We start from the raw sequence: 20789 nt of genomic DNA on the forward strand, positions 1-20789 counted from the left end.
TGCAGTCCGGCGCAGGCGCTAATCCGCCGAGACGGGATCGCCGGACAGCGTCCAGCTTGTTCCGTCGAACTTGGCGATACGGAGAATCTTGAACGGTGTATAGTCGCCGGGCGCGGTGCTGATCGAGACGCCGGGCAGCATCAGCGGCATTCTGGTGCCGTGAAGCGAGGTCGCCTGGCGGATGAGGTTCTCCCGGGTCAGCTCGTCTCCGCATTTCTTCAAGACCGTCGTGAGGGCGTTCACGTTCATGTAGGCAACCAGGACGGAGTAGTCGTCGGGATTGGCCGACGGGGCGTATTTTTTGAGGAAAGCCTTGTAAGTCTTCATCTCTTCGTCGTCCGCCCAGGCGGGATCGCCCGGTTGCTTGAGGAATTGCGTTGTGACCAGACCCTTGGATGCATCGAGCCCGGCCGGCTTCAGGACGGTCTCGACCGATGCTGTCGAGCCGCCGATGACGTGGAGCGGGCTCCAGTTGAGCTCACGCACCTTGCGGATCGATTGCGCAGCCGCCTTGGCCGCTGACTGCTCGATGAACGTATCGACGCCTGCCGCCTTGAGCTGGACGATCTGGGAATCGATCGTGGGGTCGGCGAGCTCGTAGGAGACTTCGGCCACGATCTGCGACGCCTTGGGTCCGAGCCCCGCGCGCAGTCCCTTGACATAGTCTCGGCCGAAATCGTCGTTCTGATAGAGGATCCCGATCTTCGCATCGGGTTTTGTACTTAGGATGTATTTCGCAATAACCCGGCCCTCGGTTTCGAAGTCCGGATAGAGTGGCACCGTCCACGGGAAGGTCTTGGGATCGTTGAAGCGGCGCCCGCCAGCGGTGATGAAGAGCTGCGGAACTTGCTTCGAGTTCAAATATTTCTGGATCGCGACGTTGGGTACCGTGCCGATGGTGCCAACCTCGGCGAGGATGCCGACGTCCTCGATGAGCTTGCGCGATTGTTCCACTGCCTTCGGGGCGCTGTAGGCGTTATCGAGCTGCGTGAAGTTGATCTTGCGGCCGTTGACGCCGCCCTGTTCGTTGATCATCTCGAAATAGCCGACCACGGCGCGGCCGGCGCCGGCACCAAAGGCCGACGCCGGGCCGCTGAGCGGCGTCGATTGTCCTAGCTTGATTTCGGTGTCGCTCGCACCCGGTCCATAGGCCTTTTGGGCTCTGACCGGCGTCGAGGCAAGCGCTGCCGATGCCGCAATGACGCACACAATTCCGCTGAAGCTGCTCCTCAAGACCTTTCCTCCCAATGTTGTTTGTTCTTGTCGTTGTTATCGTAGAAGCTCGCGGGCAATGACCATGCGCTGGATCTGATTGGTGCCTTCGAAGATCTGGGTCAATTTGGCGTCGCGCATCATGCGTTCGACCGGATAGTCCATGGTGTAGCCGTAGCCGCCGAAGATCTGCACGGCATCAGTCGTCACCTTCATGGCCATGTCGCTGCCGACGCATTTGGCCATGCTGGCGAGCAGGTTCAGGCGCTTCCAGTCGCCGGCGTCGCCGGCTCGCGCACATTCATAGACGAGCGCGCGTGCGGCCTCGATCTGCATGGCCATGTCGGCCAGCATGAACTGCACGCCCTGAAACTCGGAGATCGACTTCTTGAACTGCTTGCGCTCTTTCGCGTAGCCGATGCAGACGTCGAGTGCGCCCTGCGCAAGTCCGACGGACTGTGCGCCGATCGTCGGACGGTTGAGGTCGAGGGCGCGCATCGACGCGCGAAAACCCTTGCCTTCCTCTCCAACGAGATTTTCAACGGGGACGCGGACATTGTCGAAGAAGATCGGCGTGTTGGGCGCGCCGCGGAAGCCCATCTTGCGTTCGTGCCGGCCGAAAGTGATGCCCGGCATGTTCTTTGGCTCGACAATGAACGCACTGATGCCGTCCGCGCCGGAGCTGTCGCTGGTCCGCGCCATCACGACGATATAGTCCGCGGCCACGCCGTAGCTGCACCATTGCTTGCGTCCATTCAGGACGTAGCAGTCGCCGTCCTTCTTGGCGCGGGTATTGATGGCGGTGACGTCGGAGCCGGCCTGGGGCTCCGAGATCGCGATCGCGGTCACGATGCCGCCTTTGGCGATGATCGGCAGAAATCTCTTGCGTTGTTCCTCCGAGCCGAAATGGAGCAGTGGCATGATGAACATCGTGTTCAATGCCGCGATCGAGGCGCAGGCGGGAGAGAACCTCGCGATCTCTTCGCGCGCGATGCAGGCCAGCGTCAAATTGCCGTTTGGTCCGCCGTACTGCTCAGGGACCCACAGCTGCATCAGTCCCATTTCGCCGAACAGCTTGACGATATCGAGCGGGAAGCGATCCGTCTCGTCGATTTCGGCTGCGATGGGCGCCACGTGCCTGGCGGCCATCTTCCGGATGTTGTCGCGGAACGCGATCTGCTCCTCGGTGAAGCTCATGAGGCGGCCTCTCTGCACATTTTTGTTGGGAGGCCCAAAAAGGGGCTTCCATTGAATGGGTGATCCATTTAATAATTCACCGCATGTCGTCCAAGTCAAGCCCCCAGACGCCCGTCAGTCCCCGACGTTCTTCGCCCAAGCGGCGGGAGCGGGGATCCGATCTCCGTGCGGCTGGCGCACCTGCGCCGCTAACGTTTCGCCCCATCCACACGCGTCGCGCCTTCGAGGAAATCTGCGAGCGCATTCGCGAGCAATTGGCACTCGGCGTGCTCAAGCCCGGCGACAAGTTGCCGGCCGAGCGCGATCTCGCGCAGCAGCTTGGGGTAAGTCGCAATGTTCTCAGGGAGGCGCTCCGCAGCCTGGAGATGGCTGGCGTGCTTCGGCTTCAGAAGGGAGTCAAAGGCGGCGCTTTCGTTCAGACCGGCGACACCAGCCGCATGAACGTTGTCATGCAGGACATGCTCAGTCTCGGCACGATCTCGGTGCGGGAATTGTCGGAGGCGCGGATCAGCGTTCTGGATCTCGTCGTTCGCTTGGCGTGCGTGAACGCGCGGCAATCGGACTTTGTCGCGCTTGATGCCAACATTGAACGTACCGATGTCGCGACCGCCGAAGGTCGCCTGTTGGACCGGGTCGAGTGCTCGCGGGAGTTCTACAAGATCTTGGCAGGGGCGACCGGAAACAAGGTGATCGCCATGATCGTGGACTCTGTCACCGAGATTCATATGCGCTTCGTCTATGCGAAGGTTGCATCAAGCGGGGTTGCGATGCCGCGGCTCGCCGAGCGACGCCGGCAATTTGTAACGGCGCTGCGCGAGCGAAATGTCACCTCCGCCATCCGCTTGATGCGGAGTCATCTGGAGGCGGTGCAGCGGATGTTGGAGCAGGATCCGGGAGCAATGTCTCTCCAGGTCGCGCTTGCGGAGATGCAGCCGGGCATGACGAGGCGCTGAAGCGACCGCCGCACACGGTCAGGAATTCGTCAATCAACAACAAGATCAAACGGAGGAAAATGTGTCCCCTTACGCCAAATATGAATGCCTGACCGTCGAGGTCGCCGACAAAGTCGCCACCGTGACTTTAAACCGGCCGCAAGCGCGCAACGCGATCAATCAGAAGCTGATCCGCGAGCTCCGTACGATCTGGGACGACCTTGCCGACGATCATAGCGTCAACGTCGTGGTGTTGACCGGTGCGGGAGATTTCTTCAGCGTCGGCGGTGACGTCAAGGCGATGTCCGAGCGCCCGGGCGGCGACGTGCTTGAGGAGGGTGAGGTCCACGATCCCATGATCAGCCGTCGCGGCGTGACCCGCCAGCTCGAGCTGGACAAGCCGATTATCGCCGCCATCAACGGCGATGCGATTGGCCTTGCGGCAACCCATGCGCTGCTCTGCGACATCACGGTGATGGCCGAAGACGCGCGCATTGGGGATACCCATGTCTCGCGCGTCGGCCTGGTGGCCGGTGACGGCGGGACGGTGATCTGGCCGTTGCTGATCGGCATCAACAAGGCCAAGGAATACCTCATCAGGGGCACTCTTCTGAAGGGCAAGGAGGCCGAGCGCATCGGGCTCGTCAATCACATCGCGCCGCGCGCCGAGGTGCTGGCGAAAGCCCGGGAGATCGCGATCGAGCTCGCGAATGGTCCGACCTGGGCCATCCGCTGGACCAAGCTCTCGATCAATCAGATCGTCAAGGACAGGGTGAACATGCTGCTCGAAGCCTCGATGGCGCTCGAGCAGGTCACGTTCGAAACCGCCGATCACAAGGAAGCGACGACGTCGTTCAAGGAGAAGCGCAAGCCCAGGTTCGGCCAAGGCTGATCCGCTCATGGACGCCGCAGTGCTTCCAGGCGACGATCTTGCGCAGATGCTCCGGGATTCCCTGCGAGGGTTTCTCGGCGAGCATTGGAAGGCCGATTGCCTGAGGGACGGGCCGGCGCCGCGGGACATCGCGGCGATATGGACCAAACTTGTCGGACAAGGCGTCGCGGCACTAGGCTGCAATCGGGACGAAGGGGGGCTTCGCGAAGTGGCGGTCGTGCTCGGTGAGCTCGGCCGCGCCGGATGCCCGGCGCCAATGTGGTCTGCGGCCCTGGCCAACTTCGCGCTGGCGACCGCGCGGTCTCCGGTAGCGATCGATCTTCTGCGAGGGCTGCACGAGGGGGCGGCTCGGGTAGCATTTTCATTCGGCGCAATCGATCCGGACCAAGGCGCGGGCTCGATCCGTATCAGCGACGGCCATGCGGTCGGATTGCTTCGTTTCGTGCAGGCCGCGGGCGGCTGTACGCATCTGCTCGTTGCGGTCGATCGCTCCACCCTTGCTGTTGTGGCTCTCGAATCCGCCGGCGTCGGGATGGTGCCGACACGCGCCATGGGGGCGTGGGGGCTCTATGAGGTGCGGCTGAGTTCAGTGCCGGCCGCGCTTGTTCCCGTGGAGGAAGGCGCGCTGGATGAGCTCCTGCTCAAGGCAAAGCTCGCGCTGATAGCGCGAGCACACGGCGCCGCCCGGCGTGCCTTCGAGCTCGTGACGGACTACGCCCGGGACCGTCGCCAGTTCGGACAACCGATCGGCAAGTTCCAGGCGATCCAGCACAAGCTCGCGAATGGGCTCATCGCCCTGGAAGGTGTGCGCCTGATCGTAGACCATGCAGCCAAGCTACACGATCTGGGCGATCGCGATTGGCGTTACTTCGCCGATTGTGCTGTCGCCTTCGGCAGCGACGCGTTACGGCGCGTCTCGCTCGAGACCCACCATGCCTTCGGGGCGATCGGCTACGCTGACGAACACGAGGCACCTTTGCACTTCAAGCGGGTGCATCTGGATACGATCGCGCTGGGCGGAGCGGCGCAAGCGAAGCGTTCTATCGCCTCATTCCTGCTTGAGCCCGGCAGCACGGGGTTGCCGGAATATGATCTTGGTCCTGCCGGCAACGCCTTGCGCAATCAGGTTAGGTCGTGGCTACAGCAAAACTGGTCGGGAGAGAGGAAGGCTGCATTCGACGGCAAGCCATTCTCAAAACGGGAATTCGACGCCGATTTTGCGCGCGACATTGGCGAAACCGGCTGGATCGGCCTTGGCTGGCAGGAGCGGTTCGGCGGCCAGGCGCGGTCTCCGTTGGAACAGATTGCCCTCATGGAAACGATGGAGCGGGGAGAGGCGCCGCGGATCGGCGCGGCGATCCAGGCCAATGCATTGATGATGTTCGGGACACCCGAGCAGCAACGGACATATCTGCCCGAAATCCTGCGCGGCGAGGCCATGCATGGCATGGGCTACAGTGAACCGCAGGCAGGCTCCGACCTTGCGGCGTTGCGGACCAGTGCGGTGCGTGACGGCGATCAATGGGTGATCAACGGCCAGAAGATCTGGACCACGACGTGGTGGGGCAAATACATGTTCCTTGCCGCGCGGACCGATAAGGACGCCAAGCCGCAGCATGCTGGCATCAGCATGTTCATCGTGCCGATGAACGCTGCCGGAGTCACGATCCGGCCCTCGACGACGATGTACGACGGCTCCTTTGCCAACATCTTCTATGACAACGTTCGAATTCCGGCGGAGAACATCGTCGGAGAGGTCAATGGCGGCTGGAAGGTGCTGACAGGCGCGCTGGCTTTCGAGCGTGGGCTGGTCGGCGGCGGTATTATCCTGAAGGTCGCGCATGCATTCGAGCAGTTGCGCGGGCATGTCATGGCCAGGGACGATGCGGGGCGAGCGCTCAGCGATGATCCCATCATCCGCGAGCGCATGGCGACGCTCGCGGCCGAAATTGAAGTTGGCCGAGGCCTGATGATGCATTGCGCGGAGCTCGCCGCCGATGGCGTGACGCCGCCGGAATATGGCGCGATCAGCAAGGTCTTTTCCGGGGAGCTGATGGAGCGTTTCGGCGAAGCCGCGCTCGACATGTTCGGCATGCGGGCAACCCTGTCCGAGCAAATGCCCGGTGCGATCGACAATGGCCGTTTCGAGCAAAATCTGCGGCATTCGCTGATGTGGGTTATCAGTATCGGGACCAACGAGATCCAGCGCAGTCTCATTGCACAACGCGCGTTGGGACTCCCCAGATAGGAGCGAACGTATGCAACAGCAGCAAGCAGCAAACCTGCCACTCGAGGGCATGCGCGTGCTCGATTTCTCGATCATGCTGGCCGGTCCTTACTGCGCACGGCTGCTTGCCGATGTCGGGGCCGAAGTGATCAAGATCGAGCCGCCGGAAGGCGACGACATGCGGCTCAGGACACCGCTCCGTGACGGCCACAGCGCCTATTTCGGTCAGCTCAATGCCGGAAAGCGCAGCCTTGCCCTCGATCTGAAGAGCGCCGATGCGATCAAGCTTGTGCACCAGCTGGTCAAGGAAACGGACATTCTGGTCGAGAATTTCAGGCCCGGTGTGATGGAGCGTCTGGGACTCGGCTACGATGCACTGCGAACGATCAATCCACGGCTGATCTATTGCTCCATATCTGGCTACGGGCAGTCCGGCCCTGCGGCGGAGCGTGCGGCCTATGCCATGATCGTTCACGCCGAGAGTGGCTTCGATCGGTCATTGATGCGCTATGCCGGCGATCGGGATCGGCCGGCGTCCGGCGCCATTTTCGTCGCGGACGTCCTTGGCGGCATCTTCGGCTATTCCGCGATTCAAACCGCGCTGGTTCAGCGCGCTCGGACCGGTGTCGGCCAGCGGATCGACGTCGCCTTGATGGACTGCATGCTCAATTTGCTCGTCTACGAGCTGCAGGAGGCCCAGTTCCCGATCCGATCGTCGCGCCCCACCTATGGTCCGGTGCGAACCCTCGATGGCGACATCCTGATTGCGCCGATTACGCCACGGAATTTTGCAGCACTTTGCGAGGTGACGGGGCAGAGCGAGCTCGCCAATGACCCGCGATTCAAGACCGTGCCGGGACGCGGGGCGAACTGGACCGCAATGATGCAGGTCATCGAAAAATGGACCGAGCGTCACACGGTGCGCGAATGCATGGCAGCACTCGACAAGGCGGGCGTTCCAAGTGCCGAATATCGAGATCCCGGTGCGACCTTGTCCGATGCGCATCTCCTGGAGCGCGGCTCTTTCGCCACGATTGCGGACGGGGCCGGGGAGTTCATGGGCGTCAACGCGCCCTGGAAAATGTCGGGCGCGGCGACGTCGATGCAGCGCGACATTCCCGCGGTCGGTGCACATCGCGATGACGTATTGTCGCGGGTCCTGGGCTTGTCGGGAGAGGCGATCGTGCGCCTGGCTGAGATGGGCGCGTTCGGAAGTCAGGCTGGAAAGGGCGGTTGACCGTCATGTCCACGCCAGAAACCGTTGGCACGACGAATGTCGTGACCGCAATCGCAAATGGTCCCTCAGATCCATTTGAGATCGCCAAATGCGAGCTTCAGGCACCGCGTGCTGGCGAGGTTCGGGTCCGGGTCCATGCCTGCGGAATCTGCCATACCGATCTGGCGGTGAAGCTTCAGCATATCCCGATTCCGCTGCCGAAGGTTTTGGGGCACGAAGGAGCAGGGGTCGTCGAAGAGATCGGCCCCGGTGTGACTGAATGCCAGCCCGGCGACCATGTGCTGATGAGCTTCGGTTCGTGCGGCGAATGTGGAAATTGCCGGGACGGGGCAGTCGGCTATTGCGACCATTTTCGTGCCATCAACCTGTTCGGAGAAAGGGCCGGTGGGTCGGCATTGGCGCGCGATAAAAAGGAGCTTGGTGGGCACTTCTTTGCCCAATCTGCCTTCGCAACCCATGCCATCGCGACCGCCAGGAACATCGTCAGGGTCGATCGCGATCTGCCGCTGGAACTGCTCGCGCCGCTCGGATGTGGAATTCAGACCGGCATGGGTTCGGTCATGAACGTGCTGCGGCCAAAGGCCGGCACATCGATCGCCGTGTTTGGCGTCGGAGCCGTTGGCCTCTCCGCGATCATCGCCGCAAGGATGGTCGGCTGTTCGACAATCATCGCCGTCGACGTCGTCCCGGAGCGATTGCGTGTCGCTCACGAACTGGGGGCGACGCATGTGGTGTCTGGGCGCGCCGAGAATCCCGTCGGAGAGATTGCCGATCTGACGCGAGGCGGTGCGGATTTCTCACTGGATACGACCGGAGCGCCGGCGGCCGTCGCCAACGCGATCAATTGCCTTCGCGCTCGCGGTGTCAGCGCGCAGGTGGCAGCGCCGCCCCGCGGGACGCTCTATTCGGCTGAAGCCAGCGTCGTGGTCGGCCGGGGAATCACCATTCGAGGAATCGTCGAGGGAGATGCCAATCCCCAGCTGTTCATCCCGCGAATGGTTGAGTTCTTCCGCCAAGGTCGGTTGCCGCTCGAAAAGTTCGTCAAGACCTATCCTCTCGAGAAGATCAACGAAGCTGTTGACGACCTCGAGAACGGCCGTGTGGTCAAGCCGGTGCTGACCATGCGCGAGATTGGGAGTGTTGCCTAAGACATAATAAACTGGGAGGAGAGAAATGCTCGATATCGCGTTGGACAATGCGCTTGCCGATCACAAGACATATGGGAATGTCGACCTTCAGCACCGTCTCTTCGCCCAATTGCGGCGTGATGATCCGGTCCATTGGACACAGCCGGACGGCTACCGCCCATTTTGGATCATCTCCAAATATGCCGACATTATCGAGATCGAACGCCAGCCCGATCGTTTCATCAATGCGCCTAGGACAAAGCTCCTGAGCATCGAGTTCGAGAGCAAGGTCAGGGAGGCGATGAACGGCAGGCCCATGCTGGTCCGGGCTCTGCCGCAGATGGATAATCCAGACCACGCAAAATACCAGAAGCTGACGCATGCATGGTTTCAGCCTCGACACATCCGAACGCTTTCCGAACGCATGGCCGCCCTGGCAAAAGACAGCGTCGACCGGCTTTTTGCCATGGGCGATCGATGCGATTTCTATGGCGAGATCGCGATCTACTATCCGTTGCGGGTCCTGATGACGATTCTGGGGCTGCCGAAGGAAGATGAAGCGCGGTTATTGAAGATCACGCAGGCCTATTTCGGCGGCGGCGACCCCGACATGCAGAAGGGCTCCGACCTGATCGATGCCACCGTCGCCTATGTCGAATACTTCAAGGATGTCGCGAAGGAGAGGCGGCAACATCCGAAGGACGATGTGGCAACGGTCATCGCGACATCCGAGATCGACGGACGGCCGATCGAGGATTTTGAAGCCTATTCGTACTATGTCGCGCTCGCGAGCGCCGGCCACGATACGACGAGCGCCACCATCGCCGGTGGCCTGCTCGCCTTGATCGAGAATCCGGATGCCATGGGTCGCCTGCGGCGCGAGCCCGACCTGCTGGCGGACGCCGCCGAGGAAATGGTGCGCTTCGTGTCTCCCGTCAAACATTTCTTCCGCACCGCCGCCGTGGACTACGAGATACGCGGCAAGACAATCAAGGCAGGGGACAGCATCCTTCTCAGCTACCCCTCCGGCAATCGCGATGAGGAGGCTTTCGATCGACCCTTCGCCTTCATTCCTGATCGTACGCCCAACCGGCATCTTGGCTACGGCTTCGGCATTCACGCCTGCATTGGCCGGCACCTCGCCAAGGCGGAGATCGTTGCCTTTTTTCGCGAGTTTCTCAGTCGGGTTGATCGGATCGAGCTTGCAGGCAAGCCCGCCTGGACCGAGACGTCCTTTCTTGGCGGATTGAAGCGCTTGCCCGTGAGCTATTTGGGACGATAGGAGGCGCTTAAACGCGGCGGCAGAGGAGAGCGGATTTCAATCGTCTGTTGGTGCAGGAACGGCGGATGCGGCCTTCGCAATCGCCAGCATGCAGCTGAGGAAATGGGCGCGGTCCTCCTTGCTCAGGGGGGCCAGCAGGGTGTTCTGCAGTTCGGCTGCCGCAGGAATGACGGCCAGCAGCGCTTCCTCGCCCTTCGCCGTGATCTGAACCTGGATCGATCGGCGGTCTTCCGCATTGCTCCGTTTTGAGATCAGCTTGCGGGCCGTCATTCTCTTGAGCATCTCGCTCAATGTATTCCGATCGCTGCTGATACGATCGGCGAGTGCGGACGCAGTGAGTGGGCCGTCCTGGTAGAGGGCTATCAGCACGCCAAATTGTCGCGGCGTGATGTCGCTCTGTCCTGTGAGATCCTGGTAGAGCACGTCATAACGGGCGTCGAGCAATCGGAGGAGAAATCCGATGCCTCCTTCCAGTCGCCAGTTGCGCGCCATATCCGCAGCGCTCGCCTTCGTTCCCTTATGGGCTGACATGCCGCGCTTGCCTAAATTGTTGTTTCGAAACGTTCCGTAGCCGTTAGCAGCTTGGTTGGGGGCTCTCAACCCCGTGCCGGATCGTCGGTCCGGGTCCCTTCGAATTTTGCAGAGCGGCTCCGCCGGTTTGGACCATTGCAAGGTGTCTGGAATTATAATACGTATACGTATTAATAAAGGCGTCTGGAAAGAAGATGGCGTCCAGGGAGGGTTGCTTGGATCTGCGCGATTTCTTGTCGATTCCCTACCTGCTTGAAGCCGAGGCGGTCGAGACCGAGCCCGGCAGATGGCTTGTCCGGCTTGCCTATCCCGAACTGCCAGGTTGCAGCGCGGAAGGAGCGGTCATCGAGGACACGCTGAAGGATCTGGAGCGGCGCAGGATCGAGATGATTGTCGATCTCGTGGAGGCGGGCGAAGCACCTCCGATGCCGCGCAAGCCGCTCGCGACGGCCGATCCACTTTGGACCGCGCGTGATCTGGGACTCGCAAGTCGAGTCGCCAAGCTCCTTGCCGGAGCGCCGAAATAGGCGCCGAGCCACAAGCAATTCAATGGAGGAAAGCTCATGCTGTCGCACGAAGACAACGAACGACTGGTGAGGGTGGGAAAGGGCACTCCGCTTGGAGAACTCTTCCGCCTCTACTGGATTCCATTCCTGCCGTCGGTGGATCTCGCCAAGGATGGGCAACCGAAGCGTATCCGGTTGCTGGGAGAGGATCTGGTGGCCTTTAGGAATTCCGAGGGCCGCATCGGGCTCGTCGATCAGGCCTGTCCGCATCGCGGCGCGCCCCTGGTCTTCGGACGGAACGAGGATTGCGGGCTGCGCTGCGTCTATCACGGCTGGAAATTTGACGTGACGGGCGCGGTAACGGACATGCCGGCGGAGCCCGTTCGCAGCCGCCTGAAGGAGCGCGTGCGGATCAAGGCCTATCCGTGCAAGGAGCGCAACGGGATGATCTGGACCTATATGGGCCCGGATCAGGCCGAGCTCCCGCCTTTGCCTAACGTCGAATGGAATTTGGTTCCGCAAGAGCAGGTGCACATCTCTGTCCGCGTTCAGGAGTGCAATTGGCTTCAGGCGGTCGAGGGCGAGATCGATTCTGCTCATGCCCCGCTGCTTCACGGCCGGCTGGATTCCCAGGGCACGACCAGTGCCTGGATTCAGAAGCGCGACCTGCGACCGACCTTCGAATGCGTCAAGCAGGATTTCGGCATGAGCATTGCCGCGCGACGCAACTACGACGCCAACACGCTGTATTGGCGTGTCAATCAGTTCATGCTGCCGTTTTACACCCTCGTTCCCCCTCTATCGCCGTACCCGGATTTGAGCGGGCATGCCTGGGTGCCGATCGACGACGAGAACACGCTCTGCATCATGTTCTCCTATCATCCGTCGGAGCCGCTGCTACCGAAGACCCGGCAGATATTCGCGGAGGGGCACAATGGTCGCGAGAGCGGCCATGCCAGCCGCAATGCCCTTGTCGAGCATCCTGTAACGGTTCCCTACGCCGGCTACTGGACAAAGTACAATCCGCAGAACGGCTTCCAGTTCGACTATCAGGCACAGCAGACGACATGGTTTTCGGGCCTGCCGGGCCTGTGGGTTCAGGACGGCGCCTGCCAGAGCGGGGTGTCGCCGATCTTCGATCGCACCAGGGAGAATCTCTGTTCGAGCGACACCGGCATCGCGATGACGCGACGCTTCATTCTCGAGGCGCTGGGCGCATACCGTGATCACGGAACGAAACCCAAGGGCGTGGCGGATCCCGACGTCTTCATGGTGCGAGCGGTGTCACTGCGATTGCCGCCGGAAGAGTCCTGGGTCGATGCCGGAGCTCTTTTCATGCAGGCCAAACTGGGCGCCGATTTCGGATACGAGCTGTGAGCACGTCGAGCCGTCAAAGGCCCGCCGGTCATCATTCAGGACGGGAGGCATGCCATGGCTGAAAACGCCGTTGCACTCCGGGTTAAGCGGATCAGTTACGAGGCCGAGCGCATCAATTCCTATGAACTGGTGTCTCCGACGGGCGCCGATCTTGCGCCCTTTACGGCGGGTGGTCATATCGACCTGCATCTTTCGAATGGAATGCTCCGCTGCTATTCGCTGCTCAATGATCAGCGAGAGCGCCATCGGTACGTCATTGCTGTCAACAAGGACCCGTCCGGTCGCGGCGGCTCGAGCTTCGTTCATGACCATCTCAAGGTCGGTGACATCGTCAGCGTATCCCTTCCGAGAAACAACTTTGCCCTTTGCGAGGGGGCCGAACACACGGTCCTGATCGCCGGCGGGATCGGGATTACACCCCTGCTGTCGATGATCCGCCGTCTTCAGGCGCTCGGGCGTTCCGCGGAACTGTTCTACGCCGCGCGAACACGGCCGGCCGCTGCCTTCCTCGACGAGCTTCGTGCACTCGGATTGAACGGATCCCTCGCTTTGCATCTCGACTTCGATGACGAGCGATCCGATCGCCCCTTCGACCTTGCCGCCATCGTTGCTCAGACGCCTGCGCAGTCGCACCTCTACTGCTGCGGCCCGACGCCAATGCTTCAGGCCTTCGAAGCGGCGACGGCCGATCGTCCGGCTGACCACGTGCACGTTGAATATTTCCAGGCGGCGGAAGCGCCGGCGACCGATGGCGGTTTCGAAGTCAGGCTGGCGCGGAGCAACCGCACGATCGCTGTCGAAGCCGGCAAGACCATTCTGGACGCGCTGCTGGATGCAGGCATAGCGGCAAACTACGCCTGCACCGAGGGAGTATGCGGCACCTGTGAAACGCGTGTCATCGAAGGAACGCCTGATCATCGCGACCAGTTCCTGAGCCGGGAAGAGCAGGCCGCCAACAATACCATCATGATCTGCTGCTCGGGCGCGAAATCACGCATCCTGGTCCTGGATATCTAAACAAACAACAACATCGCTAATGGGTGGAACACATGAAATCTCTAAGATCGGTTATCGGAGCCGCTTCTCTTCTCGTCATGGCGACCTGCGTGGCTGCATTGGCAGACGGAACGCGCGTGATGAAGATCGGCATTCTCAATGATGCGTCAGGTCCCTATTCAGATAACGCAGGCGAGGGCTCGGTCACCGCTGCCAGGATGGCGGCGGAGGACTTCATGCGCCAACATCCTGAGTTCAAAGTCGAGATCATTTCCGCTGATCATCAGAACAAGGCCGATGTCGGAGCCGCCATTGCGCGCCGTTGGATCGATCAGGAGAAGGTCGATGCAGTCGCGGACGTACCGAATTCGGCGGTCGGTCTTGCTATCAACGAAGTGGTGCGCGGCAGCAAGGCGGCCCTGATTGCTTCGAGCGCTGCGTCGTCCGACCTGACTGGGAAATATTGTTCGCCGAACACGATTCAATGGACGTTCGATACCTGGGCGAGCTCCCACACGATCGGCGAATATCTGGTCGGTCATGGCGGCAAGAAATGGTATTTCATCGCTACCGACAACGCGCTCGGAAAGTCGATGGTTCGCGACGGAACGTCGGTCATCACCGCTGGCGGCGGTAGTGTGCTGGGGTCTGTGAATGTTCCGATCAACAGCCCGGACTATGCGTCCTTCATCTTGCAGGCTGACGCGTCCGGCGCGGACGTGATCGCGTTCGCAACCGCGGGCGGCGACACGGTCAACCTTATCAAGCAATCGGCCGAATTCGGTTTAAAGGAGAAGGGGCGGCAATTTGCAGCCCTGCTGGCGACGGCCAAGGATATTGAATCGAGCGGACTTGCGACAGCGCAGGGCATGATCATTACCCAGCCGTTTTACTGGGACCTCAATGAGGCCAGCCGGGGCTGGTCGGCAAAATTCAGCGAACGCCAGCATGGACACTCGCCCACCGCATTCCATGCCGGCGTCTACTCGTCCGTCTTGGCCTATCTCAACGCGGCCCACGAGGCTGGGACGAACGATGCTCAAACAATTATCCGTAAATTGAAGCAAAAGCCGATCGACGATGCGCTGTACGGCCCCGTTAAGGTTCGTCCTGACGGCCGCGCGATCCACAATATGTACATCCTGAAGGCCAAGGATCCCAAGGCGTCAAAAGCAAAATGGGACCTGCTGGACAATATTGGTGTCCTCACCGGGCCCGAGGCTTTCCGGCCGATCGAGCAGGGCGGATGCGCGATGGTCGAGCAGGCAAAGGGCAACTGAAGCTCGTTTCGGCTCAACGCGCGCCATCATCGAACACCCTCCAATTCAGTGGACGCAAAAATGCTAGACAAGATCGAGGCGGAATTCCCCGAATATACCCCGCGGCCGTCTCATGCGCCCAAGGCGCTGGAGGGGATTAGAGTAGTCGATTTCTCACACTTCATCGCAGGACCATTCGCGACGATGATCCTGGCGGACATGGGCGCTGAGGTCATCAAGATCGAGGCACCCGGCCGAGGCGACGACCTTCGCCGCTATCCGCCGGTCCATCCCGAGCTGAGGCAGGGTGCGCCATTCTTCTGGACCAACCGCAACAAGGAAAGCGTTGCCCTCGACTTGAAATCGCAGGAGGGCATCGAGATCGCGCGCGAATTGGTGGCGACGGCAGATGTCGTCGTCGAGAATTTCTCGACCGGGGTGATGGAGCGCTTCGGGCTCGACTACGAGTCTTGCCGCAAGATCAAGCCCGAGATCATTTACTGCTCCGTCTCTGCTTATGGACGCGAGGGAACATTTTCCGATCGGCTCGGCTTTGATCCTATCGCGCAGGTCGAGAGCGGATTCGTCTCCATGAATGGCTATGCGGATCGCGAGGGCGTCCGCGCGCTCTCGCCCGTAATGGACATCAGCACGGCGATGATGGCTTGCAATGCGATTCTTGGTGCGCTTGTGTCCCGCGAACGCAGCGGCCTTGGTCAGGCAGTCGAGGTCTCGCTGTTCGACAACGCGGTGCTGATGACCGGATACGCGACCATGCAGCACCTGTTCAGCGGCGCAAATCCGCAGCGGCACGGAAATACCAGCCCCGATACCTGTCCGTCCGGGGTGTTTCAGGCGCAGGACTGCGCCTTCTACATCAACTGCGGCAATGACAAGATCTTTCAGCGGCTGATGTCGCAGGTCCTTGATCGCTCCGATCTTGCGTCTGCCGAAATCTATGCGACTGGAACCGATCGTATCCGGCGCCGTGACGAGCTCTTCGCAATCCTTGGTGAATGTTTCGTGCGACAGCCGTGGTCGCATTGGCAGTCGCGGATGCGGGAGGCCGGAGTTCCCTGCGGGCAGGTACGCACCGTCGGAGACGCGATACGATCGCCTGAGGCGAGGGAGCGCAGGCTGGTGACCCGGATTCCTCACGACAAGCTCGGTTGGGTCCCCAACGTCAGTCTTCCCATCCGCTTCTCGCGGACGCCCGTTGTCGACCCGGTTGCTGCGCCCGCCGTAGGCCAGCATACCGAGGACGTGCTGCGCAAGCGGCTGGGCTACGACGCTGGGCGCCTAACCCGGCTGGCCGAAGCAGGAGCATTCGGCGCCGAGGGAGCGAGGGCGGCAGGGCTGGGCACGAAGGCATGATGGCGAGGACCGATGTCGAACGCACGCTCAAAGGCCGTGTCGCCATTATCGGCATCGGTGAAACGGACTATTTTCGCCATGGCGCCTCGCCAGACCCGGAGTTCAAGCTTGCGTTGAAGGCGATCTTGGCTGCCTGCGGCGATGCGGGTCTTGATCCGTGCGACGTCGATGGCTTCTCCTCCTATAGCGACGACCGCAACGATGCATCCCGACTGGCGGCTGCCCTCGGCTCGCGAAGGCTACGGGCTGCGACAATGCAATGGGGCGGGGGTGGTGGCGGCTGCTGTGCGGCTGTTGCGAACGCTGCTGCATCCATCGTCGCAGGGCTCGCCGACTGCGTTGTCGTGTTTCGCGCCCTCGCCCAAGGGCAATATGGCCGTTTCGGGCAGACGACGGGCATTGATACCATCTCGGGTGAAAAGGCATACTTGATGCCGTACGGCGTGTTGGCGCCTCCGCAACGTTTTGCCATGCGGGTGCGCCGCTATATGCATGAGCATGGCGTCAGGCAGGAGGCCCTGCGGGCGATCGCGCTTGCGTCCTACCATCACGCCCAGTCGAATCCTCGCGCTGTCATGTATGGTAAGCCGTTGGATGCGGCGAAATACGATGCGTCACGCTGGATTGCCGAGCCGTTTCATCTCTATGATTGCTGCATGGAGAACGATGGCGCCGCGGCGCTTGTGCTCGTGCCGGCGGAACGTGCTGGGGAGTTTCGAAACAAGCCAGTCTACCTGCTCGGGGCGGCGGTCGGTTCTGGGTACCGGGCGGGCGCCATTCCTCACAACGACCCACACTATGCCGGCGCCGGCTTCGATACGGTCGCGCACGACCTATATCGGATGGCGGGAGTGGGCCCAGCAGATGTCGGCGTCGTCCAATGCTACGAGAATTTTACGGGCGGTGTAGTGATGGCCCTGTCGGAGCATGGCTTCTTCAAGCCGCAGGAAGCCAATGACTTTCTGATGGTCGAGAATTTGACAGCGCCTTCCGGACAGCTGCCTCTGAACACAAGTGGCGGCAATCTGGCCGAATGTTACATGCACGGGTTCGAACTGGTGCTAGAAGCCGTGCGTCAGGTTCGTGGTATCTCGACCAGCCAGGTGCCAAGGAACGACGTTGCAATGGTTATCGGCGGGCCGATGGTCTCTCCTGTCAGCAATCTTCTTCTCGGCTCGGAAGCTACCCTGTGAGTGGCACATCAAACCCGACATATCTTCCTGCGGGCCTACCCATCCCAAGAGCCGAGCCCGACGGCTTATCCGCTCCCTATTGGGAGGGTTTGCGCAAGAACCGTCTGCTGGTGCAGCGTTGCGGTCGTTGCAGTACTTGGCAGTTTGGACCGGAGTGGCTGTGCCATAGCTGTCACGCCTTCGACCCCGGATGGGTCGAAATCGAGCCAAACGGGCTCATCTACAGTTGGGAGCGCATTTGGCACCCCTCGCATGCGTCGCTCAGGACGCAGGGAGCCTATCTTGCCGTCCTTGTGGAAATTCCGCACGCCGGTGGGATCCGCATGGTCGGCAATTTGCTTGGTGATCCAATGCAGACGGTCTCGATCGGAGCGTCTGTCCAAGGCTCATTTGAGCACCATCCCGACTCCGATCGGTCGTACTCTCTCTTGCACTGGAAGCTTCGGCGATGAATCCTGGCGCCGATAGCACTCTAGGCGCCGATCGGTCCACGCTTAAACATTGACAGGACCTCATAAGAGCGATCTTGGCCGCTCGGTTTGCTTAGGGTCATTGCATAGGTCCCTTCAAACAGTGCGGGATCGAACGGACGTTGATAGATCCAGTCTCGAACGACGCCGCGATATGAAATTTTCCAAACGCCGTTGCGACACTCGTAGCGATTGAACGTTCGGCAAGCGGCGATGGTTTCAACCAGGTCAGGGTCCCGAACTCGGTGGTGAGAGATACGATGGGTCTCTCCCTCGGCAAAATCGCCGTCCACTTTGTACCATTCATTTAATACGTAGTGGGTCGTCAGCTCATAATTTCCGATGAAGTCGCTGAATACCCAGTCGACAAACGCCATCGCGCTGCCTCGGTACATTTCGCCGTGCTCCTCGATCGCGTCTTCGAAGAAGATTGATCGCAAGAGGTCGGGATCGCGGCGGTCGACGCCGCGGCAGTAAGCCATTTCGAGTTCGTGCAACCGCTCCTTGACCAAGAGGGTACGCAGCGCCTTCTGGTCGATTTCAGCTGTGCTCATACTTGGCTCCTGCTCGCCTAGCGGGGTGCTGAAACCGCATCGGCTTCAACGTCCTGTAGGACGGAAGTCTTTGCGGGGTACTTGCTGCGAGCCGCGACAAGGACCAGTAGCGCCGCGAGGGCCATCACCGCCGCGCTGGCAAATAGTCCCATTTCAAAGCTACCCGTCGTCTCGCGCAGGTAGCCGATTGTGTAAGGCCCAAGGAAGCCAGCAAAATTGCCAACTGAATTAATAGCCGCGATCGCAATCGCGGAGGCTGTTCCCGAGAGAAGCGAAGTGGGTAAGGTCCAAAAGCCGGGGGCATACCCGAGAGCACCAAAGCTCGCCACGCACAATGAAGCGATCATTAGGATCGGATTACCCGACGTTGCGGCGCCGACGAAGCCAACGGCCCCGATGATGAAGGGTAGGAAAACGCCCATCCGTGCCCGCCCGCCAGCCGAGTACCAACCCCAAACGAGCATGCCAACGGCCCCGAGGACATAAGGTAGCGCGGAAACGAGACTCGCATCGAAGTTGCTGAACCCGGACGCGTTGACGATCTGTGGCAAGAAAAAGCCGAGCCCGTAGATGGCGAGATTGCCGCAGAAATGAATCGTAGCAAAGCAGATCACGCGAACATCAACCAGATTGATCCAGTTTCCATCTCGCACGCGTCCCTTACGCTGACGTTCGTCCTTCTTGAGCTGATCTAGCAGCCATTGGCGTTGTTCGTCTGAGAGCCAGGTCGCTTCGCTGGGATGATCAGTGAGATAGTAGTAAGCAATGACGGCCACGATGAGCGTCGGCAGCGCTTCAATCAAAAAGAGCCATTGCCAACCCTTTAGCCCCCAGACGCCATCGAGCGACAGGAATATGCCCGAGATCGGGAATCCAATAATGCCTGCGAGGGGGACTGCTGCGAGGAAATACGCGAAGACCTTTGCGCGCGCTCCCTCAGGAAACCAGCAGCTCAAATAAAACAGGATCGCTGGAAAGAAGCCGGCCTCCGCGGCTCCGAGCAACAGGCGTACTGCGTAAAAGCTGTTCGTGCCCTGCACGAATGCGGTTGCCCCCGAGACGATTCCCCAGCTGATCATGATGCGTGCGATCCAGCGGCGTGCACCGACCTTCTGCATCAGGATGTTGGAGGGCACTTCAAGAAAAAAATATGAAACGAAGAAGAGGCCTGCGCCGAAGCCAAAGACAGCAGGCGAGAGTCCAAGATCTCGGTTCATCGTCAGAGCGGCGATGCCAACATTGATGCGATCAACGAAGGCGAGGAAGTAGCAAAGAACGAGAAATGGAACGATGCGCCACGTGATCTTGCTCAGGGTCCTACTTTCAAGCGTCATGGGTGTCCCTCCTTGTCTTTCTTCGCTGGCGAGTCTTTTGCTCAGCCATAATGTGTAGGTATACATATATTATTTGACTGGACAAACCAAACTTTAGCCGAATATTTGCTGTATGTAGCGTTGACGCGGCAGATCAGATATGTAGGTATACAAACAAATGTGAACTGCGGGGAGGAACCGCGTGCGATTTTGCCGATTTGACTCGGATCAGCTGGGCCTGGTCGAGGGCGACGTTGTCTATGACGTGTCGAGCGCTCTTGATTGCCTGCCGTCGCATCGATGGCCGTTTCCGCTCGGCGACGCGCTGGTTCGTCGCCTCGACTTAGTTCGTAAGGCCGCCAACGAGGTGAAGGGTAAGGCCAAGACTTATCGCCTCGATCAGATCCGTCTTTTGAGCCCTGTCGCCAATCCCAGCAAAGTCATGGCTGCGCCAGCGAACTATCGACTGCATGTGGAGATTGATGCGGCGGATCCTGCTGTCCATCACAACTTGCACAATAAGCAGCTCGAGGGTGTCGAGCGCCCTGTCGAGAAGCTCGGGTTGTTCCTGAAGGCCAATTCCGCCATATCGGGACCGCACGACGGCGTCAGGTTGAACTGGCTCGATCGCCGCAACGATTTTGAGGCTGAGCTCTGCATCATCATCGGTAAGACCTGCCGCAAGGTGTCTGCCGAAAACGCACTCGAATGCGTGGCAGGCTATTGTGTTGGCCTCGACATGAGCGTGCGTGGTGTAGAAGATCGAAGCTTCCGCAAATCGGCCGATACCTATTGTGTCCTGGGTCCTTGGTTGACCACCGCAGATGAGGTGCACGACTCCGGGAATTTGGGGCTCTGGCTCAAGTTGAACGGCGAGTACAAGCAGAGATCGTCCACTGCCGCGATGACCGTTGGAATTCCGCGTCTTATAGAGTTGGCGTCACACGCCTATACGCTCCATCCGGGCGATGTCATTATGACGGGAACCCCCGAGGGCGTCGGCTCCGTCAAACCGGGCGACATGATTTCCGCAGGTTGCGACGGACTTGGGGCGATGACTATCCCCATACATGGCGATGGAGCCGGCCATCGCTGACCAACCAATGAGTT

Annotated in this window: 19 protein-coding genes; 14 read left to right on the plus strand and 5 right to left on the minus strand. The window is 60.4% G+C overall.

Annotation, left to right across the window (positions count from 1 at the left end; genetic code table 11):
* Positions 1-18: 18 nt before the first annotated feature.
* Both SO156_RS26920 and SO156_RS26925 read right to left on the minus strand, forming a co-directional pair.
* Positions 19-1233, minus strand: a complete 1215-nt coding sequence (locus SO156_RS26920) for an ABC transporter substrate-binding protein (RefSeq protein WP_498536866.1) — start codon at positions 1231-1233, stop codon at positions 19-21.
* Positions 1234-1269: 36 nt separating this feature from the next.
* On the minus strand, positions 1270-2508 hold the full coding sequence (locus SO156_RS26925) for an acyl-CoA dehydrogenase family protein (RefSeq protein ID WP_498536867.1): 1239 nt from the start codon (positions 2506-2508) through the stop codon (positions 1270-1272).
* On the opposite strand from SO156_RS26925, the gene SO156_RS26930 reads away from it, so the two are divergent.
* The 6 genes from SO156_RS26930 to SO156_RS26955 all read left to right on the plus strand — a co-directional run bounded on the left by SO156_RS26930 (position 2493) and on the right by SO156_RS26955 (position 10106).
* Positions 2493-3362, plus strand: a complete 870-nt coding sequence (locus tag SO156_RS26930; RefSeq protein ID WP_498536868.1) for a FadR/GntR family transcriptional regulator — start codon at positions 2493-2495, stop codon at positions 3360-3362. The genes SO156_RS26925 and SO156_RS26930 overlap by 16 nt on opposite strands.
* 61 nt (positions 3363-3423) lie before the next feature.
* Positions 3424-4233 (plus strand): enoyl-CoA hydratase/isomerase family protein, encoded by an 810-nt coding sequence (locus SO156_RS26935; protein ID WP_498536869.1) that lies wholly within the window; start codon positions 3424-3426, stop codon positions 4231-4233.
* Positions 4234-4240: 7 nt separating this feature from the next.
* Positions 4241-6481 carry an acyl-CoA dehydrogenase family protein gene (locus SO156_RS26940; protein ID WP_498536870.1) on the plus strand — a complete coding sequence of 747 codons (2241 nt, stop codon included), beginning with the start codon at positions 4241-4243 and terminating at the stop codon, positions 6479-6481.
* 10 nt (positions 6482-6491) lie between these two features.
* Positions 6492-7697 (plus strand): CaiB/BaiF CoA transferase family protein, encoded by a 1206-nt coding sequence (locus tag SO156_RS26945; protein WP_498536871.1) that lies wholly within the window; start codon positions 6492-6494, stop codon positions 7695-7697.
* Positions 7698-7702: 5 nt separating this feature from the next.
* On the plus strand, positions 7703-8845 hold the full coding sequence (locus tag SO156_RS26950; protein WP_498536872.1) for an NAD(P)-dependent alcohol dehydrogenase: 1143 nt from the start codon (positions 7703-7705) through the stop codon (positions 8843-8845).
* A 25-nt stretch (positions 8846-8870) separates the two neighbouring features.
* Entirely contained in the window at positions 8871-10106 is a 1236-nt protein-coding gene (locus tag SO156_RS26955) for a cytochrome P450 (protein WP_498536873.1), read from the plus strand.
* Between the two features lie 36 nt (positions 10107-10142).
* Here the strand turns inward: SO156_RS26955 and SO156_RS26960 are convergent, their stop codons facing one another.
* The gene (locus tag SO156_RS26960; RefSeq protein WP_498536874.1) at positions 10143-10598 is read right to left on the minus strand and encodes a MarR family winged helix-turn-helix transcriptional regulator; all 456 of its coding nucleotides are present in this window, start codon (positions 10596-10598) and stop codon (positions 10143-10145) included.
* A 254-nt stretch (positions 10599-10852) separates the two neighbouring features.
* Between SO156_RS26960 and SO156_RS26965 the strand changes: the two genes are divergently transcribed.
* The 7 genes from SO156_RS26965 (at position 10853) to SO156_RS26995 (ending at position 17794) form a co-directional block, all read left to right on the plus strand.
* Positions 10853-11164, plus strand: a complete 312-nt coding sequence (locus SO156_RS26965) for a type II toxin-antitoxin system HicB family antitoxin (RefSeq protein WP_498536875.1) — start codon at positions 10853-10855, stop codon at positions 11162-11164.
* Positions 11165-11200: 36 nt separating this feature from the next.
* A complete protein-coding gene (locus SO156_RS26970; protein ID WP_498536876.1) occupies positions 11201-12520 on the plus strand; it encodes a Rieske 2Fe-2S domain-containing protein in 1320 nt (439 codons plus the stop codon).
* A 54-nt stretch (positions 12521-12574) separates the two neighbouring features.
* A complete protein-coding gene (locus tag SO156_RS26975) occupies positions 12575-13537 on the plus strand; it encodes a PDR/VanB family oxidoreductase (RefSeq protein WP_498536877.1) in 963 nt (320 codons plus the stop codon).
* Positions 13538-13656: 119 nt separating this feature from the next.
* Positions 13657-14796, plus strand: a complete 1140-nt coding sequence (locus tag SO156_RS26980; RefSeq protein ID WP_498536878.1) for an ABC transporter substrate-binding protein — start codon at positions 13657-13659, stop codon at positions 14794-14796.
* Positions 14797-14856: 60 nt separating this feature from the next.
* Positions 14857-16149, plus strand: coding sequence for a CaiB/BaiF CoA transferase family protein (locus tag SO156_RS26985; RefSeq protein WP_498536879.1), 1293 nt, complete (start codon positions 14857-14859; stop codon positions 16147-16149).
* A complete protein-coding gene (locus tag SO156_RS26990) occupies positions 16146-17342 on the plus strand; it encodes a thiolase C-terminal domain-containing protein (protein WP_498536880.1) in 1197 nt (398 codons plus the stop codon). Before SO156_RS26985 ends, SO156_RS26990 begins: the two co-directional genes overlap by 4 nt.
* Positions 17339-17794: a Zn-ribbon domain-containing OB-fold protein gene (locus SO156_RS26995; protein WP_498536881.1), complete on the plus strand. Its 456-nt coding sequence runs from the start codon at positions 17339-17341 to the stop codon at positions 17792-17794. Before SO156_RS26990 ends, SO156_RS26995 begins: the two co-directional genes overlap by 4 nt.
* A 20-nt stretch (positions 17795-17814) precedes the next feature.
* Here SO156_RS26995 and SO156_RS27000 read toward each other — a convergent pair whose 3' ends face one another.
* Together SO156_RS27000 and SO156_RS27005 are read right to left on the minus strand one after the other, a co-directional pair.
* Positions 17815-18366 (minus strand): nuclear transport factor 2 family protein, encoded by a 552-nt coding sequence (locus SO156_RS27000; protein ID WP_498536882.1) that lies wholly within the window; start codon positions 18364-18366, stop codon positions 17815-17817.
* A 17-nt stretch (positions 18367-18383) separates the two neighbouring features.
* Positions 18384-19700 carry an MFS transporter gene (locus SO156_RS27005; RefSeq protein WP_498536883.1) on the minus strand — a complete coding sequence of 439 codons (1317 nt, stop codon included), beginning with the start codon at positions 19698-19700 and terminating at the stop codon, positions 18384-18386.
* A gap of 181 nt (positions 19701-19881) precedes the next feature.
* On the opposite strand from SO156_RS27005, the gene SO156_RS27010 reads away from it, so the two are divergent.
* Positions 19882-20775, plus strand: a complete 894-nt coding sequence (locus tag SO156_RS27010; RefSeq protein WP_498536884.1) for a fumarylacetoacetate hydrolase family protein — start codon at positions 19882-19884, stop codon at positions 20773-20775.
* The last annotated feature ends 14 nt before the right edge of the window (positions 20776-20789 follow it).

It is taken from the genome of Bradyrhizobium sp. UFLA05-125, assembly GCF_059803515.1.

Coding starts and splice junctions, on each gene's coding strand:
- SO156_RS26930 (WP_498536868.1), top strand. CDS start 2,493: ATGTCGTCCAAGTCAAGCCCCCAGACGCCCGTCAGTCCCCGACGTTCT.
- SO156_RS26940 (WP_498536870.1), top strand. CDS start 4,241: ATGGACGCCGCAGTGCTTCCAGGCGACGATCTTGCGCAGATGCTCCGG.
- SO156_RS26945 (WP_498536871.1), top strand. CDS start 6,492: ATGCAACAGCAGCAAGCAGCAAACCTGCCACTCGAGGGCATGCGCGTG.
- SO156_RS26950 (WP_498536872.1), top strand. CDS start 7,703: ATGTCCACGCCAGAAACCGTTGGCACGACGAATGTCGTGACCGCAATC.
- SO156_RS26955 (WP_498536873.1), top strand. CDS start 8,871: ATGCTCGATATCGCGTTGGACAATGCGCTTGCCGATCACAAGACATAT.
- SO156_RS26960 (WP_498536874.1), bottom strand. CDS start 10,598: ATGGCGCGCAACTGGCGACTGGAAGGAGGCATCGGATTTCTCCTCCGA.
- SO156_RS26970 (WP_498536876.1), top strand. CDS start 11,201: ATGCTGTCGCACGAAGACAACGAACGACTGGTGAGGGTGGGAAAGGGC.
- SO156_RS26975 (WP_498536877.1), top strand. CDS start 12,575: ATGGCTGAAAACGCCGTTGCACTCCGGGTTAAGCGGATCAGTTACGAG.
- SO156_RS26980 (WP_498536878.1), top strand. CDS start 13,657: ATGAAGATCGGCATTCTCAATGATGCGTCAGGTCCCTATTCAGATAAC.
- SO156_RS26985 (WP_498536879.1), top strand. CDS start 14,857: ATGCTAGACAAGATCGAGGCGGAATTCCCCGAATATACCCCGCGGCCG.
- SO156_RS26990 (WP_498536880.1), top strand. CDS start 16,146: ATGATGGCGAGGACCGATGTCGAACGCACGCTCAAAGGCCGTGTCGCC.
- SO156_RS27000 (WP_498536882.1), bottom strand. CDS start 18,366: ATGAGCACAGCTGAAATCGACCAGAAGGCGCTGCGTACCCTCTTGGTC.
- SO156_RS27005 (WP_498536883.1), bottom strand. CDS start 19,700: ATGACGCTTGAAAGTAGGACCCTGAGCAAGATCACGTGGCGCATCGTT.